This window comes from Streptomyces aureus (genome assembly GCF_000725495.1).
In the GTDB taxonomy this organism is placed as follows: Bacteria; Actinomycetota; Actinomycetes; order Streptomycetales; family Streptomycetaceae; genus Streptomyces; species Streptomyces aureus_B.
Genome location: NZ_JNZD01000002.1, coordinates 1 through 17,137 on the forward strand (window position 1 = coordinate 1; position 17,137 = coordinate 17,137).

Sequence of the window (17,137 nt, forward strand, 5' to 3'; positions counted from 1 at the left end):
GGCCTCCATGTCCTCGCCGTCCTCCCTGCTGCACTGGACCCGCCGCATGATCGAGATCCGCAAACAGAACAAGGCCTTCGGACTCGGCACCTACACCGAACTGCACTCCACCAACCCCGCCGTCCTCGCCTTCCTGCGGGAGTACAAGGACGACCTCGTCCTGTGCGTGCACAATTTCTCCCGCTTCGCCCAGCCCACCGAACTCGACCTGCGCGAGTTCAACGGCAGGCACCCCGTCGAACTCATCGGCGGCGTCCGCTTCCCGGCCATCGGCACTGGTTCCGCCTGCGCCCCGCGGTCGCGCCCGTCGCCCCGAAGCGACCGTGAACGCGTCCCCCTCGACAGCCCGCCCGCCCCTGAAAGGACGTGCCGTCATGCCGGACACCGCTCTGCTGCGTCCGAGCGGCCTCGACACCGCACCGCTGCTCACCCCGCTGGCCGAACTGCTGCGGGACTGGCTGCCCCGGCAGCGCTGGTTCGCGGGCAAGGGCAGGCCCGTGGCGGATGTGACACTGCTGTCGACGACCGAGCTGTACCCCGGCTGTCTGCATCTGCTGGTCCGCACCGAGCACCTCGGGCCGCCCTCGCACGGCAGCGCGGACTCGCCCGCGGCCGAGGACTGCTACCAACTGCTGCTCGGTGTGCGGGAGGTCCTGCCGCCGCGGCTCGCCCCCGCCGTCATCGGCCGGGTGCAGACCGGTCCGCTGGCCGGGCTGACCGTGTACGACGCCTTCCACGACCCGAAGGCCGCCGGACTGCTCCTGGAGCGGCTGCGCCGTTCGGGTACGGCGGGTCCGCTGCTGTTCGAGGCCGATCCCGCGGTGACGGTGCCCTCCGGTCTCGCGCCGCGCCTCCTCGACGCCGAGCAGTCCAACACGTCCCTGGTCTACGGGGACGCGTTCATACTGAAGGTCTTCCGGCGCGTGCAGCCCGGCATCAACCCGGACCTGGAGGTCCCGCGCGCCCTGGCCCGGCAGGGCTGCGACCGCGTCCCTCCGCCGGCCGCGTGGTTCCGTACGACGCAGCCGCAGGAGGCGACCCTCGGCGTCCTCCAGCCGTATCTGCGCGGCGCCGCCGACGGCTGGGCCCTGGCGCTCGAGTCCCTCGGCTCGCGGCAGGACTTCACGGGCGAGGCGTTCGAACTGGGGCGCGCGACCGCCGAGGTGCACCTGGCCCTGGCAACGGCCTTCCCCGTGGACACGCCGAGCCCGGACAGCAACCGCCGGCTCGCCGAGGCGATGCACGAGCGGCTCGACGCAGCCGCGCGCTCCGTCCCCGAACTGCGCCCGCACACGGCCGGGTTGCGGTCGGCGTTCGACGCGCTGGCCGCCCTGGACGCGGCGGTCCGCCCGGCCCAGCGCATCCACGGCGACCTCCATCTCGGCCAGGTCCTGCGCGCCGGGCGCCGCTGGTCGGTGATCGACTTCGAGGGTGAACCGGCCCGCCCGATCAGCGAACGTCGGCGTGTCCAGTCGCCCGTACGCGATGTCGCGGGCATGCTGCGGTCCTTCGACTACGCGGCCCGCTCCCGGCAGCCCTGGCGTCCCGAGTGGGCGGAGCGCTGCCGCGAGGCCTTCTGCGCGGGCTACGCCGACGCCGCGGCCTGGGACCCGCGGGAGGAACCGGAACTGCTGCGCGCCTACGAGACGGACCGTGCCGTGTACGAAGTGCTCTACGAGGCACGGCACCGGCCGGACTGGCTGCCCGTCCCCATGGCGGCGGTCGGACGGCTCGCCGATCGCCCCTGACCACCGATCACCGATCGGCCACCGCGGTCCTGACGACCACCCCCACCAACCCACCCCGAGAGGCCAAGCCGTGACCCGCACCGCATCCACCCGCGTACGACGGGCCAAGCCCGCCGCCCCGTCCGCGCAGCCCGCCGCGCTGGACCCCACGGACCGGGGGCGGCTGCTGTCCGGCGCCCATCACGATCCGCACGCGGTGCTCGGTGCCCATCCGGTGCCGGGCGGAGTGGTGATCCGGGCGCTGCGGCCGCACGCGCGGGGGGTGGCGGTGGTCGTGGACGGGAACCGTACGGCGCTGGACGACCTCGGGGACGGGTTCTTCGGCTCCGTCCTGTCCTGCGACACGATTCCCGCGTACACCCTGGTCGTCACGTACGACGGCACCGAGTTCGAGACCGAGGACCCCTACCGGTTCCTGCCCGCGCTCGGCGAGTTCGACCTGCATCTGATCGGCGAGGGCCGGCACGAGGAGCTGTGGCGGGCCCTGGGCGCCGAGCCGATGACCCACGACGGGGTGGAGGGAACCCGCTTCACCGTGTGGGCTCCCAACGCCCAGGGGGTCCGGGTCTGCGGGGACTTCTGCCACTGGGACGGCAGCGCCGGGTTCCCGATGCGTTCGCTCGGATCGTCCGGCGTGTGGGAGGTGTTCCTGCCCGGTATGGGCGAGGGGACGCTCTACAAGTTCGACATCACCCGCCCCGACGGGTCCCGCACCCTGCGCGCCGACCCGATGGCCCGCCGCACCGAGGTGCCTCCGGCGACCTCGTCGGTCGTGACGCGGTCGGCGTACACCTGGCAGGACACGAAGTGGATGAAGGAGCGGGCGGGGCGCCGTCCCCTGCACGCGTCGCCGTTCTCCGTGTACGAGGTGCATCTGCCCTCCTGGCGGCCCGGTCTGACCTACCGTGAACTCGCCGACCAGCTGCCCGCGTACGCGAGCGACCTCGGCTTCACCCATGTGCAGCTGATGCCGGTCGCCGAGCACCCCTTCGGCGGCTCCTGGGGCTACCAGGTCACCGGCTTCTACGCCCCCACCGCCCGCCTCGGCACCCCGGACGACTGAGCACGCCGACCCGCGCCGCTCCCACCACCCCGACTGGGGCACCCTGGAGTTCGACTACGGCCGCCGCGAGGTCCGCAACTTCCTCGTCGCCAACGCCACCTACTGGTGCGAGGAGTTCCACATCGACGGCCTGCGGGTCGACGCCGTCGCCTCCATGCTCTACCTCGACTACTCCCGCGAAGAGGGCCAGTGGGCCCCCAACGAGTTCGGCGGGCGGGACAACCCCGACGCGGTCGCGTTCCTCCAGGAGATGAACGCGACCGTCTACCGCCGCAACCCCGGGGTCGTCACGATCGCCGAGGAGTCCACCGCCTGGGAAGGCGTCACGCGTCCGACGTCCGACGGAGGGCTCGGCTTCGGGCTCAAGTGGAACATGGGCTGGATGCACGACTCCCTGGAGTACATGCAGCACGAGCCGGTCCACCGCAAGTACCACCACAACGAGATGACCTTCTCGATGGTGTACGCCTACAGCGAGAACTACGTCCTCCCGATCTCCCACGACGAGGTCGTGCACGGCAAGCAGGCCCTCGTCTCCAAGATGCCCGGCGACTGGTGGCAGCGGCGCGCCAACGCCCGCGCCTACCTCGGCTTCATGTGGGCCCACCCCGGCAAGCAACTCCTCTTCATGGGGCAGGAGTTCGCCCAGGGCGGGGAATGGAAGGAGGCCGAGGGGCCCGAGTGGTGGCTCCTCGACCCCGCGTACTGCGCCGCGGAGGACCACCGCGGGGTGCAGGATCTGGTGCGCGACCTCAACACCCTCTACCGCGGCGAACCCGCCCTGTGGGAACGCGACACGGACCCGTCCGGCTTCACGTGGGTCGTCGGCGACGCCGCGGACGACAACGTCCTCGCCTTCCTGCGTCACGCCGCCGACGGCACCCCGCTGCTGGCCGTCTCCAACTTCTCCCCCGCCGTCCGCCACGGCTACCGCCTCGGCGTCCCCGAGGACGTCCCCGCCTGGCAGGAGGTCCTCAACACGGACAGCCTCCGCTACGGCGGCAGCGACGTCATCCACCCCGAGCCCGTCAAGGCAGAGGCGATCGGGACGCACGGCCGCCCGACCAGCATCGAGCTGACGCTGCCGCCGCTGGCGACGGTGTGGCTGCGGCCGGTCTGAGCCGGCCGCAGCACCGGCCGGGAAGCGCGCCTCAGGAAGAGGCGGGCTTCCCGGCCGTGAACAGCCAGGTGTGAAAGAGGGACGTGAGGTCCTTGCCCGACTCCCGCTCGGACAGACGGATGAACTGGGCCGTCGTGCCGTGCCCCTCGCGGTGGACGGCGGCCCAGGTGCGCAGGACGCGGAAGAAGACGGGATCGCCGACGGCCGTGCGCAGCTTGTGCAGGACCATGGCCCCGCGGGCGTAGACCGGCGTCTCGAAGATGTGCTCGCCGCTGCCGGGATCACCGGGCGGGAACGCCCACAGGTCCTTGCCCGCCGGGGTGGCGTACAGCGCGTCGAACGCCTTCTGCGCGCTCTTGCCGCCGTGCTGCTCGGCGTACAGCCACTCGGCGTAGGTGGCGAAGCCCTCGTTGAGCCAGATGTCCTTCCACCGGGTCAGGGTGACGGAGTCGCCGAACCACTGGTGGGCGCTCTCGTGGACGAGGGTGTCGAGGTCGGGCGCGGAGTCGTACACGGGCCGGGTCTGGGTCTCCAGGGCGTAGCCGACCTGCGGGGCCCGGTCGACGATCGCCCCGGCCGCCCGGAAGGGGTAGGGGCCGAAGAGCTTGCTCTCCCAGGCGAGCACGGACGGCAGCTTCTTCACGACCGGCGCGGCGGCGGCCGCCTCGCGCGGGTCGACGGCGTTGTAGACCTCGATGCCGTCGCGGGTGGTGTACCGCTCGACCTTGAACGTTCCGACGGTGGCCGTGGCGAGGTAGGCCGCCATCGGCTCGGCCTGCCGCCAGCGGAAGGTGGTCCGGCCGTCCGCGGTGCGCTGCCCGAGCAGGACGCCGTTGGCGACGGCGGTGCTCCCCTTCGGGACGGTCAGCGTGAAGTCGTACGACGCCTTGTCCGTGGGATGGCTGTTGGCCGGGAACCATGTCATCGCGCCCTGGGGCTCGCCCGCGACGAACGCTCCGTCGTCCGTGGGGATCCAGCCGTCGAGGGAGCCGTCGGGGTCGGTGACCGGCTTCGGGGTGCCGGAGTAGGTGACGGTGACCCGGAACTCCTGGCCCTTGCGGAGTGCCTTCCGCGGGGTGACGACGAGTTCCCGGCCGTCGCGCCGGAAGTCCGCCTTGGTGTGGTCGACGGTGACGCCGGTGACCTTCAGCCCGCTGAGGTCGAGGTCGAAGCGGGTCAGCCGCTGGGTGGCTCTGGCGGTGAGGACCGCCGTGCCGTCGAGGTGGCGGCTGTGCGGGTCGTAACCGAGCGTCAGACCGTAGTGGTGGACGTCGTAGCCGCCGTTGCCCGAGAGGGGGAAGTACGGGTCTCCCGCGCCGGGGGCGCCCACGGTCCCGGCCGCCGTGGCGGGTCCGGCCGCCGCGAGCAGGGCGGCGAGCGCGACGGGGACGGCCGCGGTGACGGCTTCGCGGCGAAGGACGGTTGTGCGTCGGGCGGCCTCGTGCGGGCGTGGTGTCACGTTCGCTCCTCCGGTTTCGACGGTGATCACTCGCGCACAGCCTATGAGTCCCGCCTCGTCCGGACGCCCACGATCAGGTCAAGTCGCCTTCCGCGCGCGGCGGTCGCCGCCGCCGGAGCCGGGCCGCCGCCGGGACCGGGTCCGCGCCCGCGCGGCGGCCGGGCCCGGTCCCGGCGGCCGGGCCCGGAGCGCTCACACCCAGGGCGGCGGACCGTCCGGGACGAGCTGGTGGACGTCGAACAGGACGGCGGACTCGACGCCGAGCGCGGCGCCGCCCATCCCGGACATCCAGGTCAGGAACGGCCGCGGTTCGAAGGCGCCTTCACCGAGGCCCTTGGTGTACTCGGCGTGCGCCTCGAGGGAGGCGATGCCGCGTTCGAGGGGTTCGCCCGTGACGTCGACGCCGTGGGTGGGCTGTTCCGCCCCGGCGAAGCACACCATCCGAATACCGTTCCAGGGTTCGAGGCCCTCGTCGGCGAGTTCGGGGAAGATCCAGCGGTTTCCCGCGTCGCGCGCCGCGTCGAGGGCGGCGAGGCCCACGGCCCGGTGGTCCGCCTGGTTGGTCATGCCTCCGATCATCCGTACCGTGAACGCGCCGGACACCACGATCTCGGGCCGGTGCCGGCGCATCGCGCGCACGATCTCCCGGCGCAGCCCGAGCCCGTACTCGACGACCCCGTCGCGGTGGTCGAGGAACTCGACGGTCTCGACGCCGACCTGGCGGGCGCCGGCCCGCTCCTCGGCCTCGCGCAGCGGTGCCGCCCGGTCCGGGGGCACTCCGTCGATACCGGCCTCTCCCCGGGTGGCCAGGAGATAGCTCACCCGCTTGCCCTGCGCGGTCCAGCGTGCGACGGCGCAGGCCGTTCCGTACTCGATGTCGTCCGGATGGGCGGCCACGGCGAGACACCGCTCCCAGTCCTCCGGCAGCGCGGACAGGCCCGTACCGCCCCCGAAGCCTGCTTTGTCCTGTGTGGGATCCATGTCCGGCATGATGGCGCGCGGCGGGCCGGGACCGACAGAGGCGCGCTTTTGGTGTTCGAGCGCCGGATCTGCGCGCTCCGCACGCCCGGGACGTGCGGAGCGGGGGCCTTCCTGGCCGAACACCGGGGTGCCGTGGTGAAGTCTGTCCACACGTCCGGGGATCCGGCGTCCGGCGGCCGTTCCTCCTGGCCGGGACGTCCGGCCCCACGGCGTGTCAGGACCGTACAGCGCGAAGGAGACGCAGTGACCACCACCTCGCCCAGCTGGAACCACGCCCCCGTCCGGGTGGGCCTCGTCGGTGCGGGCCCCTGGGCGCGGGCCGTGCACGCCCGGGTGCTCGCCGCCGGACCCGAGACGGTGCTGACGTCGGTGTGGGCGCGCCGGCCGGAGGCCGCCCGCGAGACGGCCGCCCCGTACGGCGCGGCGGTCGCCGCGACGTTCGAGGAACTGCTCGACGGCTGCGAGGCGGTGGCCTTCTCGGTCCCTCCGGCGGTGCAGGCCGAACTCGCCGTCCGGGCCGCCCGGGCGGGCAAGGCCCTGCTCCTGGAGAAGCCGCTCGCGCTCGGCCTGGCCGCGGCACGGGGGCTCGTGGACGCGATCGACGCCGCGGGCGTGGTCTCCCAGCTCGTCCTGACGAACCGCTACCACCCGGCCGTCCGACGGTTCCTCGCGACGGCGCGGACCCTGGACGTCTCGGGCGCGCGCTCCTGCGGGATCAGCGGCGCGTTCCTCGGCGGTCCGTTCGCGACCCCCTGGCGCCTGGAGCACGGCGCGCTTCTGGACCTCGGACCGCACCTTCTGGACCTGCTGGACGCGGCCCTCGGGCCGGTCGTCCGGGTGCGCGGCGCCGGGGATCCGCGCCGCTGGCTCGAACTCACCTGTGAGCACGAGAGCGGCGCCGTGAGCCAGGCCTCCCTTTCGGGCTCGGTCGAGGTGGAGCACGGGATCACCCGGGTCGAACTGTTCGGCCGGCACCCGGAGCTGGTCCTCGACGCCGGAGCCCTCGACCACGAGGAGTCCTGGCCGGTACTCCGCCACGAGTTCGCCACCGCCGTCCGCACGGGCACCCCCGGCCCCATCGACGCCCACCGAGGGCTGTACCTCCAGACACTGATCGCCCAGGCACTGGAGGGCTAGGTTTCGGGGAGACCCCGCCCGCCCGGCAGCACGTCGGCGCCTCCGATCAGGCGAAACGTGGGCCCAGGAAGCGTGTGCCCGGGGTGGTGGGTCGAGACAGGGAGTGTGAGACTGCCGAACCTCCCGCTGGTCGCGCCCATGCTCGCGACGCCCGGAACCCTGCCGGCCCCGGACCAGGACCTGCGCTGGGCGTACGAGACGAAGCAGGACGGTCAGCGTGCCGTGGTGTATCTGCCGGGGGACGGCTCGGTGACGCTGCGGGCCCGTTCCGGGGAGGACATCACGGCCGCCTATCCGGAACTCGGTGCCCTCGGGGGCGCGCTCGGCACGACGGCGGCGGTCCTGGACGGCGAGGTGCTCGTCCTGGACGAGCGGGGCCGGGGCGACTTCCAGCTGCTCCAGTCCCGGATGGGCCTCGCCCGCTCGCCCGGCCGGGCCGCCCGGCGCGCGCGCCAGGCTCCCGCCCATCTGGTGCTGTTCGACGTCATGCACTTGGACGGCGATCTCACGGGCCGCGGCTACGCGTGGCGGCGGCGGACGCTGGAGAGCCTCGCGCTGGAGGGCCCGTTCTGGTCCACGCCGACAGCACTCGTGGGACATGGTGAGGAGGCCCTGCGCGCGACACGGGCGAGCGGTCTGGAGGGGCTGGTCTGCAAACGGCTCGACTCGGTGTACGAGCCCGGGGTGCGCTCCCGGTCCTGGATCAAGATCCGCAACCTGAGGACCGTCGACGTGCTGGTCGGCGGCTGGGTCCCGGGCCGGGGACGGCTGTCGGGACTGCCCGGCGCCGTGCTCGTGGGCCAGCGCGACCAAGGAAGGCTGCGCTACGTCGGCAGCGTGGGCACCGGCTGGAGCGCGGCGGAGCGCGCCGAACTCGCCCGGCTGCTGCGGGCCGCCGAGACGGGTCGCTGCCCCTTCGACACCCTTCCGCGGGCGGCCGAGGCCCGCTGGGTGCTGCCCCGGCTGGTGGGCGAAGTCCGCTACAGCACCCGGACCCGGGCCGGACTGCTCCGCCAGCCGTCATGGCTGCGACTGCGTCCCGACCTCGCTCCCGAGGACTCCGCGGCCGATCTGCCCTAGGGCCGGGCAGGCGGAGGAAGCGGGCATGCGGAGGAAGCGGGCACGCGGAGGAAGCGGGCACGCGGAGGAGCCGGCCGCTCGCGCGGTCGGCTCCTTCGGGGCCCGGTCAGGTTCAGGTCCTACCGGGTCCGCCGCTGCCGAAGGACCCGCTGGATCCCGGTTGCCAGCGCTTGCGGTGCTGGTCGTCGGCGTGTTTCGTGCTCGACGAATGGATGTTGTACGGCATCAGCCGTTCGCTCTCGTCCGCGGCGTGCGGCATCTCGTCCGGCTCCCGCATCTCGCGTTCCTCGTGCACCGCCCCGGTCGCGGGCAGCCTCGGCTGCTCCTCCGCCGTGGGCGGGCGCGACTCCAGGTTGCGTACCCGGATACCCATCCGGACGGCCCAGACGAGGGCACCGGCGATGATGAGGCCGCCGATGAAGGCGGCGCCCGCGTTCAGCGATGAACTTGCTGCGATCAGATCTTGGCTCGCGGTGTACATGGTGTTCGCGTACCCCCAATGCGAGGGGAAATCTGCGTACTAGCCCGTCAGCGACGGCCATTCCATTGTATTCCGGTTCAATCCGGGCGCTACGCCGTGATCCTGGCCCTGTCCGATCGGAGCGCCCGGCGGGGGCCGGAGGCCCGGCCGATCGGAGCGCCGGCCCCGGTCGGCCGGGCCTCACGGTGCCCAGCGAGCCCCGCTGATCCGTCGGGCCCGGCGGTCCGGGCCCGGTCATCCGGGCGCGGCGCCGCGAGCCGCGGCCGCAGCGGTGGCCGTGGTCCGGTCAGGCGGGGCGGTGGGCCACCGCTCCGAACATCGTCACGGACATGTGCAGGCCACCCTGGCGCGCGGCCTCCGTCAGGTCCTCGTAGAGACGGTCGCGCTGCGCCTCGCCGATGAGCCCGCGGTTGACGGCGGAATCGCCCAGCATGCGGATGAGCGGCCAGGCGACCGACTTGTGGTCCTGGAGCAGAGCCTGCGAGCCACGGTCGTCGATCACGAGACCGGCGGCCGCGAGCCGTCCCACGAGCTTGCGTCCGGAGTAGGGGTCGGCGGCCGCGGACAGCGCGCCGGTGGTGATCGCGGCGATCGTCTCGGGGTCCCCGGGGTGCAGGATGGTGGTCGCCCAGTCGGTGTCCAGGAGGGCGACCCGCCCGCCGGGGCGCAGCACACGCGCGATCTCGAAGACCGCCTTCTCCGGCTCGGCGAGGTGCTGGAGCACCCGCTCGCACCACACGACGTCGACCGTGGCGTCGGGCAGCGGCAGCGCGAGGGCGTCCGCGTCGGCGAAGCGCGCGGCGCTCTGTTCCGAGGTGCCGCGCTGCTCGGCGACCGCGCGCAGTCCGGGGTTGGGCTCGATCCCGAGCACCCGGCCGCGGGGACCCACGGCCGCCGCGAGCCGCCGGGTCTGCGAGCCGGTGCCCGCGCCGATGTCCAGCGCCCGTTCCCCGGGCCGTACGGCCAGTGCCGCGTGCGCCCATGAACGCAGGCGCTGCACACCGTCGTTGACGTCCTGGGCGTCGAGGGCGCCCACCAGACGGGCGGTGCTGTCCGCGCTGATGTTCTGCGCGTGGAAGGCCGACGTAGGCCGCGTGTCCACCATGGCGGTCACTCTAGAACCACCAAGGTCGTTTTTCAGATTCAGATTGTGTAACGCCTCAAGGCCGGTGAGACAAAAGCGAGCACAAGCACCGCGGCGATCACCAGCAGCCCTCCGCCGGCGACCGCGGCGGGTGCGCCGAAGGCCGAACCGGCCGTTCCGTGCAGGACGTCGGCCACGCGGGGACCGCCCACGACGACGACGGTGAAGACGCCCTGGAGCCGTCCGCGCATCTCGTCGGTGGCGGCGGAGAGCAGGATCGCGCCGCGGAAGACCATGGAGACCATGTCGGCGACCCCGGCCACCGCGAGGAAGGCCACGGCGACCCACAGGCTGGAGCTGAGCCCGAACCCGGCGATGGCCGCGCCCCAGGCGGCGACGGAGACGATCACCATCAGGCCGTGCCGGCGGGCGCGGGAGAAGGTGCCGGACAGGAGTCCGCCGAGGACCGCGCCGATGGGGATCGCCGCGAACAGGAGCCCGAGCGCGAGCCCTTCGCCGTAGGGGGCGTAGGTCTCGGCGGCGAGCTGCGGGAACAGGGCGCGGGGCATGCCGAGGACCATGGCGATGATGTCGGCGAGGAAGGACAGGAGCAGCACCTTGTGCAGGGCGATGTAGCGGAAGCCGGCCACCACTTGGCGCAGCCCCGCGCCCTGGGCGGCCTTGCCGCTCAGGGGCGGCAGCGCGGGGAGCCGCAGGACGGCCCACACGGTGACGCACAGGGCGACGGCGTCGATGAGGTAGAGCTCGGGCAGTCCGATGAGGGGGATGAGGGCGCCGGCGAGCATCGGCCCGGCCACCGAGCCGGTCTGCATGACGGTCGCGCCGAGCGCGTTGGCGGCGGGCAGTTCGTCGGCGGGGACGAGCCGGGCGATGGACGCGCTGCGGGCCGGGGAGTTGAGTCCGAAGAACGCCTGCTGCAGGGCGAGCAGGAGCATCAGGACGGGCACCGAGTCCAGTCCGGTGACGGCCTGGGCCCAGAAGAGGAGCGAGGTGACGGCTATGCCGGTGTTGGTGACGAGGAGCAGCTTGCGGCGGTCCATGCTGTCGGCGATCGCGCCGCCCCACAGGGCGAACACGACCAGGGGCACCAGACCGGCGAGGCTCGCGTAACCGACCCAGGCCGAGGATCCGGTGATGTCGTAGATCTGCTTCGGCACGGCGACGGCGGTGAGCTGGCTGCCGACGGACGTGACGGCGGTCGACGTCCACAGCCGGCGGTACGCGGGGCGGCGCAGCGGCCGGGTGTCCATGGCCCAGCGGCGCCATCCGGAGCGAGCGGGCCGCTCGGGCTCCGCACCACCGCCGGGGGCCGCGCCCCCACCGGCCTCCGCGTCGCCACCGGGGGCCGCGGCGCCGCTGTCCGTACTGCTCTGGCTCGTGTCCACGCTCATCCTGGTTGCTCGATACATCTTTCGATTCGGGGATCACTATGACCGAGCGCGGACGGCTTGTGCCCCCCGGGGGACAGGATTGATACGCGGCCTACGGAATGTCGGGTACCGGACGCGGGGCGGGCGGGGCTCCGTACGAGGGCTCAGGCGCCCGCGATCAGGGTGACCCCCGTCGCGATCATGGTCGTCGCGACCAGGCCGTCGAGCACGCGCCAGGAGGCGGGCCGCGCGAGGAGGCGGCCGAGCAGCCGGGCGCCGAACCCGAGGGCCGCGAACCAGCACAGGCTGGCGAGCGCCGCTCCGAGGCCGAACGTCCAGCGCAGCGATCCCCGGCCGGCTGCCAGGGAGCCGAGCAGGAACACGGTGTCGAGGTAGACGTGCGGGTTGAGCCAGGTAAGGGCGAGGCAGGTCAGGACGGCCCGGCGCCAGGAGCCCGGCGTCCCGTCGGCCGGCCGCAGCGCCGCCGGCCTGAGGACCCGCCGGGCGGCGAGAACCCCGTACACCACGAGGAAGCAGCCGCCGGTCAGTCCGACCGCGGTGAGCGCGGCGGGCCAGGCCACCACCACCGCGCCGACCCCGCCGACCCCGAGCGCGATGAGCAGCGCGTCGGACAGGGCGCAGATGCCCACCACGGCGAGGACCGCGTCCCGGCGGACGCCCTGGCGCAGCACGAAGGCGTTCTGCGCGCCGATGGCGACGATGAGGGAGAGGCCGGCACCGAATCCCGCGGCCGCCGCGGTGAGAGCGTCTGTCATGACGTCGACGTTAGGAAGCGGACCGTCCGGAGTACAGCTAAAGATTCTTCAGTATCGTTAGCCGCCGTGATGACGGAACTCCCCCTCGACCAGGTGCGCACCCTGCTCGCGGCGGTCGACGAGGGCACCTTCGACGCGGCGGCCTCCTCGCTGCGGGTGACGCCCTCGGCGGTGAGCCAGCGGATCAAGGCGCTCGAACAGCGCACGGGCCGGGTCCTGCTCACCCGTACCAAGCCGGTGCGCCCCACCGAGTCCGGCGAGATCCTCGTGCGCTTCGCCCGCCGGCTCGCCCGACTGGAGCGCGACACCCATGCCGAGCTCGGCATGCCCGGATCCGGTGAACCCACCCGGCTGTCCATCGCGGTGAACGCCGACTCGCTGGCCACCTGGTTCCTGGCGGCGCTCTCCCGGGTGCCGGACGAGCCGCCGCCGGCCTTCGAACTGCGCCGCGCGGACGAGGACCACACCGCCGCCCTGCTCCGCGAGGGATCGGTCATGGCGGCGGTCACCTCGTCCCCCGAACCGGTGGCGGGCTGCTCCGTCCGCTCCCTCGGTCGGATGCGCTATCTGCCGGTGGCGAGTCCCGGCTGCGCCGAACGGTGGCTCGGCACCACGGCCGGCGCACCGCTGCGGGAGCGGATCGCCTCCGCCCCGGTGGTGGCCTTCGACCGCGCCGACGACATCCAGGACGACTTCGTCCGCGCCCTGGCGGGCGGCCCTGGGGCGAGCACCCTGCGCCATTACGTCCCCACCTCGGAGGGCTTCGTCGACGCGATCACGGCCGGCCTGGGCTGGGGCATGGTGCCCGAGGTGCAGGCGGAGCCGCTGCTGCGCGCCGGGAGGCTGGTCCTGCTGGCACCCGGCCGATGGGTCGACGTCCCGCTGTTCTGGCAGCAGTGGAAGCTCGACTTCCCCGCGCTCGGCGCGGTGGCGCGGGCCGTGGCGGCCGTCGCCGCCGAGCGGCTGCGGCCAGGCCCGGGGGCCTGAACCACCGGCTCCGGGCCGGCGCACGCACCGCGTCGGAGCCGGTCACCGGGCGCCCGGCGCCCGCGGACCCGGACCGGAGGAACGGCCCCGCCCCGGGTGCCGCGGAGGACGCCGAGGTGCGGTGAACGACGTGAGAGGCGCATTCTTGCTGTGTTGACCCCCCTGGTGGCGGGCGGACGAGGGCAGATCGATGACAGGGAGCGCCGAGCGTGAGGACCAGGCGCCGTACGGCCTGGCCCCCCTGCTCAGTGACGCGGTGACGGACGCGATCCGGGCCGCCCGCGGCTTCGCGGGGGGCGTGTATCTGCGCTCCAGGACGCCCGGACTGCTGCGTCTGGCCGTCCTCGCGGGGCTGCCCGGCCCCCTCTTCCGCCCCTGGTCGCGCATGCACGTGGACCGGCCGTTCCCGGTCGCGGACGCCCACCGCCTCGGCGTGGAGGTACTGCTCGCCGATCCGACCGAGACGATGCGCCGGTATCCGCAGCTCGCGGCGGGGCTGCCGTTCCAATTCGGTTCGCTCTACGTGCCGGTGGTGGGCGACTCCACCGCGTACGGCGTCCTGATCGTGCTGCGCCCGCCGGCCTCGGACGCGACCGAGGTCCTGCCGGACCGCGACCGGATGACGGCGGTGGCGGCGGAGCTCGGCGCCGCCCTGGCGCGACTGGACAAGGCGGGGTCCTCGGTCCTGTGGGACTCCGACCCGCTCGGCACCCGGCCGCCCGTCGACGGCCCCTCCACCCGGTGCGTCGGGGGTTTCACCTGGGATCCGGCCGACGGCGGGCTGATCGCGGACGACTCCCTGTGGGCGCTCCTCGGGATCCCCCAGGAGGACTTCGCGGGGACGCCCGAGGCCTTCGCGGACGCGCTGGCCCACGACGAGCCCCGGCTGCTGCTGGCCGCCCTGCGCGAGACCGCCGCCGGCCGGCCGCCGCCCCATCCCCTGCCGGTCCGCACCGGCGGCGGCGGACTGCGCCTCCTCGAACTGTGGACCGCGGGAGGCGGCGACACCGACACCCCGCCCTTCCGGGTCAGCGGCGCCCTCGTGGATCCCGGGCCGGGGCCTGCGGCGGACGGGGCGGCCGACCAGCTCCCGGAGGGCGTCTTCGCCATCGACCGGATCGGGCTGATCACCTACGCCAATCCCCGGGCCGCCACGCTCCTCGGCCGCCCGCGTGCCGAGCTGCTGGGGCGGCTGCTGTGGGACGTGGTGCCCTGGATGGACCAGCCCGCCTACGAGGACCATCTGCGCAGCGCCCTGCTGTCGCCCGACCCGGTGCACTTCCGGGCCCGCAGCCCGCTGGGCAGCGGCACCGAGACGACCCCGGGCCATCTGACGGGCACCTGGCTGAGCTTCTCCGTCTATCCCGGCCCGCGCGGTGTGACCTGCAAGATCACGCCCCTGGGCCGGGTCTCCGAGGCCTCCGGGAGCACACCGTTCGACGTGGAGGCGGCCCAGGCCGTGGGGACCGACGCCGGGGAGCCCGACAGCGGTGTCCCGGGCACGGCGCCGCAGTACCGGCCCATCGTCCTCGCGATCGCGCTGACGGAGGCGGTGACCGCGCGGCAGGTGTCGGAGGTGGTGATGCGCGAGCTGCTGCCGGCCTTCGGCAGCCGCCGCCTGGCCATCTACCTGTTGCAGGACCGGCGCCTGTACCTGGCCTGGGAGACCGGCTTCCCGCAGGGGTTCCTCGCCCCCTTCGACGGCGTGGGCCTGGACGCCAAACTCCCCGGGGTCGAGACGCTCACCAGCGGCCGGGCGCTGTTCTTCGAGTCGATGCAGCAGCTGGGCGCCGCCTATCCGGGGGTCGCACTGGACGCGACCGTCGGCGCCCGTGCCTTCCTGCCGCTGATCGCCTCCGGGCGCCCGGTCGGCTCCTGCATCCTCGGGTTCGACCGACCCCGCGGGTTCAGCACCGAGGAACGTACGGTCCTCACGGCGCTCGCCGGTCTGATCGCGCAGTCCCTGGAGCGCGCGCGGCGCTACGACAACGAGGCGGCCCTCGCCCGCGGGCTCCAGGAGGCCCTGCTGCCGCACCGGCTGTCCGCGCACCCCCTCGTCCAGACGGCGGGCCGCTATCTGCCCGGCACCGTCGGCATGGACGTCGGCGGCGACTGGTACGACGTCGTCGAGGCCGGCGACGGCCTGGCGCTCGTCATCGGCGACGTCCAGGGGCACGGCGTCCAGGCCGCCGCCACCATGGGGCAACTCCGCAGCGCCGTGCGGGCGTTCGCCCTCGGGGACCACTCGCCCGACGAGGTGATGAGCGGCACCAACCGGCTGCTCATCGACCTCGACCCGGGCCAGTTCGCGAGCTGCTGCTACGTCCGGGTGGACCCGCTGACCGGTGAGGCGCAGGCCGCCCGGGCCGGGCATCCGCAGCCGCTGCTGCGCCATCCCGACGGCCGCACCGAGGTGCTGGACCTGCCGGGCGGTGTGGTGCTCGGCGTGGACCCGCACGCCGAGTACCCCGTGACGGACCTGACGCTGGAGCCCGAGGCCGTCCTCGCCCTGTACACGGACGGCCTGGTCGAACGCCCCGGCACGGACATCGACGAGGGCGTCGAGGCCCTGCGCTCCACCCTGGCCGCGGCGGGCCCCCCGCTGCACCGCGCGGCAGGCGGCCCCTCCCTCTCCCGCGCCGCCGACCTGCTCACCGCCGAGGCCCGGCAGGCGGGCGAGCGCCCCGACGACATCGCGCTGCTCCTCACGACCCGCCGGCCGCCCCGCGGGGGCGAGGACACGTTGCGGACCCGGTCCGGGCCGCGGTCGGCTCCGGGGTTCGGCGGGGCGGGGCTCAGTGGGCCGCGTCCAGGCGGGCCCGCTGGTCCGGGGTGAGTTCCAGGTCCACGGCGGCCAGGTTCTCCTCCAGCTGGGCCACCGAGGAGGCGCCGGCCAGCGGGATCACCGGCAGCTCGCCGCCGATCTGCCAGGCCAGCACGACCTGGTTGAGGGTCGCCCCCGTCTCCTTCGCCACGTCCCGGAGAACGGCGAGCCGGGCGGTGTTCCCCGGGTGGTCGTAGTCGGAGGGCAGCGGCTTGTCCCGGCGCCCGTAGGCGCCGCCCAGCAGCGGTGAGTAGGCGACCAGGGTCAGGCCCTCCTCCGCCCCCAGATAGCTGAGGAGTTCGCCGGTCGCGGCGCCGAGGTTCCCCTCGGGGAACAGCCCGCTCGGCACGTCGGAGCGCGGGCGCAGCAGGCTGTGCTGGTACTGGAGGACCTCGTAGCCGGGCAGTCCGGCCGCCCCGGCCAGGGCGCGGGCCCGCTCCACGCGCCAGACGGCGTGGTTGCTCACCCCGAGGAGTCCGACACTGCCCCCCGCGACCAGTTCGGCGAACGCCTGGACGGTCTCGCCCGCCTCGACGGAGCGGTCCTCTATGTGCGCGTACAGCAGGTCGATCTTCTCGACTCCCAGGCGTTCCCGGCTCCGGTCGGCGGCCTCACGGACCGCCTTCGCCGACAGGCCCTCGCGGTTGTCGACGAAGCCGGTCCCGGGGGCCAGCGGGCGGGCGCCGAGCTTGGTCGCGAGGACGATCTCGTCCCCCACGCCCCGGCTGCGCCGCCAGCGTCCGAGCAGTTCCTCGCTGTGGCCGCCCTGGCCGCCGTCGGTCCAGTACGCGTAGTTGTCGGACGTGTCGATGAAGGTGCCGCCCGCCTCGACGTAGCGGTCGAGCACGGCGAACGAGGTCTTCTCGTCGGTCAGCGAGCCGAAGAGCATCGCGCCGAGCGCGAGCACGCTCACCTCGCGGCGCGTGGCCGGATCCGTGCCGATCGTGCGGTAGCGCATGGTGATCCCTCCCGTTCGGGCCCGAAGTCCCCGGACCCGGAAGGGAGT

12 protein-coding genes and 2 pseudogenes are annotated in these 17,137 nt (G+C 73.7%); 7 read left to right on the forward strand and 7 right to left on the reverse strand.

The window, feature by feature from the left end; genetic code table 11:
- The 3 genes and pseudogenes from IO36_RS44065 to glgB all read left to right on the forward strand — a co-directional run.
- Positions 1-274, forward strand: a pseudogene (locus tag IO36_RS44065) (alpha-glucosidase C-terminal domain-containing protein); the annotation flags it as partial.
- Positions 275-374: 100 nt separating this feature from the next.
- Positions 375-1,748 (forward strand): maltokinase N-terminal cap-like domain-containing protein, encoded by a 1,374-nt coding sequence (locus IO36_RS02345; RefSeq protein WP_037615474.1) that lies wholly within the window; start codon positions 375-377, stop codon positions 1,746-1,748.
- Between the two features lie 139 nt (positions 1,749-1,887).
- Positions 1,888-3,931, forward strand: a pseudogene (gene glgB, locus IO36_RS02350) (1,4-alpha-glucan branching enzyme).
- Between the two features lie 31 nt (positions 3,932-3,962).
- Here glgB and IO36_RS02355 read toward each other — a convergent pair.
- Both IO36_RS02355 and IO36_RS02360 read right to left on the reverse strand, forming a co-directional pair.
- Positions 3,963-5,390 (reverse strand): M1 family metallopeptidase, encoded by a 1,428-nt coding sequence (locus IO36_RS02355; protein WP_037616100.1) that lies wholly within the window; start codon positions 5,388-5,390, stop codon positions 3,963-3,965.
- Positions 5,391-5,582: 192 nt separating this feature from the next.
- Positions 5,583-6,371 carry a PIG-L deacetylase family protein gene (locus tag IO36_RS02360; RefSeq protein ID WP_051899966.1) on the reverse strand — a complete coding sequence of 263 codons (789 nt, stop codon included), beginning with the start codon at positions 6,369-6,371 and terminating at the stop codon, positions 5,583-5,585.
- 243 nt (positions 6,372-6,614) lie between these two features.
- Here IO36_RS02360 and IO36_RS02365 point away from each other — a divergent pair, with 243 nt between their 5' ends.
- Together IO36_RS02365 and IO36_RS02370 are read left to right on the forward strand one after the other, a co-directional pair.
- Positions 6,615-7,508: a Gfo/Idh/MocA family protein gene (locus IO36_RS02365; protein WP_037615475.1), complete on the forward strand. Its 894-nt coding sequence runs from the start codon at positions 6,615-6,617 to the stop codon at positions 7,506-7,508.
- A gap of 138 nt (positions 7,509-7,646) precedes the next feature.
- Complete coding sequence (locus tag IO36_RS02370) at positions 7,647-8,588, forward strand: ATP-dependent DNA ligase (protein WP_037615477.1); 942 nt, start codon at positions 7,647-7,649, stop codon at positions 8,586-8,588.
- 112 nt (positions 8,589-8,700) lie between these two features.
- On the opposite strand, the gene IO36_RS02375 is transcribed toward IO36_RS02370, so the two are convergent.
- The 4 genes from IO36_RS02375 to IO36_RS02390 form a co-directional block, all read right to left on the reverse strand.
- Positions 8,701-9,069 (reverse strand): DUF6479 family protein, encoded by a 369-nt coding sequence (locus IO36_RS02375; RefSeq protein WP_037615478.1) that lies wholly within the window; start codon positions 9,067-9,069, stop codon positions 8,701-8,703.
- 286 nt (positions 9,070-9,355) lie between these two features.
- Entirely contained in the window at positions 9,356-10,174 is an 819-nt protein-coding gene (locus tag IO36_RS02380) for a methyltransferase domain-containing protein (RefSeq protein ID WP_037616104.1), read from the reverse strand.
- A gap of 38 nt (positions 10,175-10,212) precedes the next feature.
- Entirely contained in the window at positions 10,213-11,559 is a 1,347-nt protein-coding gene (locus tag IO36_RS02385; protein ID WP_037615486.1) for an MFS transporter, read from the reverse strand.
- A gap of 149 nt (positions 11,560-11,708) precedes the next feature.
- Complete coding sequence (locus IO36_RS02390; protein ID WP_037615488.1) at positions 11,709-12,320, reverse strand: LysE/ArgO family amino acid transporter; 612 nt, start codon at positions 12,318-12,320, stop codon at positions 11,709-11,711.
- Between the two features lie 69 nt (positions 12,321-12,389).
- On the opposite strand from IO36_RS02390, the gene IO36_RS02395 reads away from it, so the two are divergent.
- Entirely contained in the window at positions 12,390-13,307 is a 918-nt protein-coding gene (locus IO36_RS02395; protein WP_209441143.1) for a LysR family transcriptional regulator ArgP, read from the forward strand.
- A gap of 190 nt (positions 13,308-13,497) precedes the next feature.
- Positions 13,498-16,143, forward strand: coding sequence for a SpoIIE family protein phosphatase (locus IO36_RS02400; protein WP_063764817.1), 2,646 nt, complete (start codon positions 13,498-13,500; stop codon positions 16,141-16,143).
- Here IO36_RS02400 and IO36_RS02405 read toward each other — a convergent pair.
- The gene (locus tag IO36_RS02405; protein ID WP_037615491.1) at positions 16,103-17,089 is read right to left on the reverse strand and encodes an aldo/keto reductase; all 987 of its coding nucleotides are present in this window, start codon (positions 17,087-17,089) and stop codon (positions 16,103-16,105) included. The genes IO36_RS02400 and IO36_RS02405 overlap by 41 nt on opposite strands.
- Positions 17,090-17,137 lie beyond the last annotated feature (48 nt).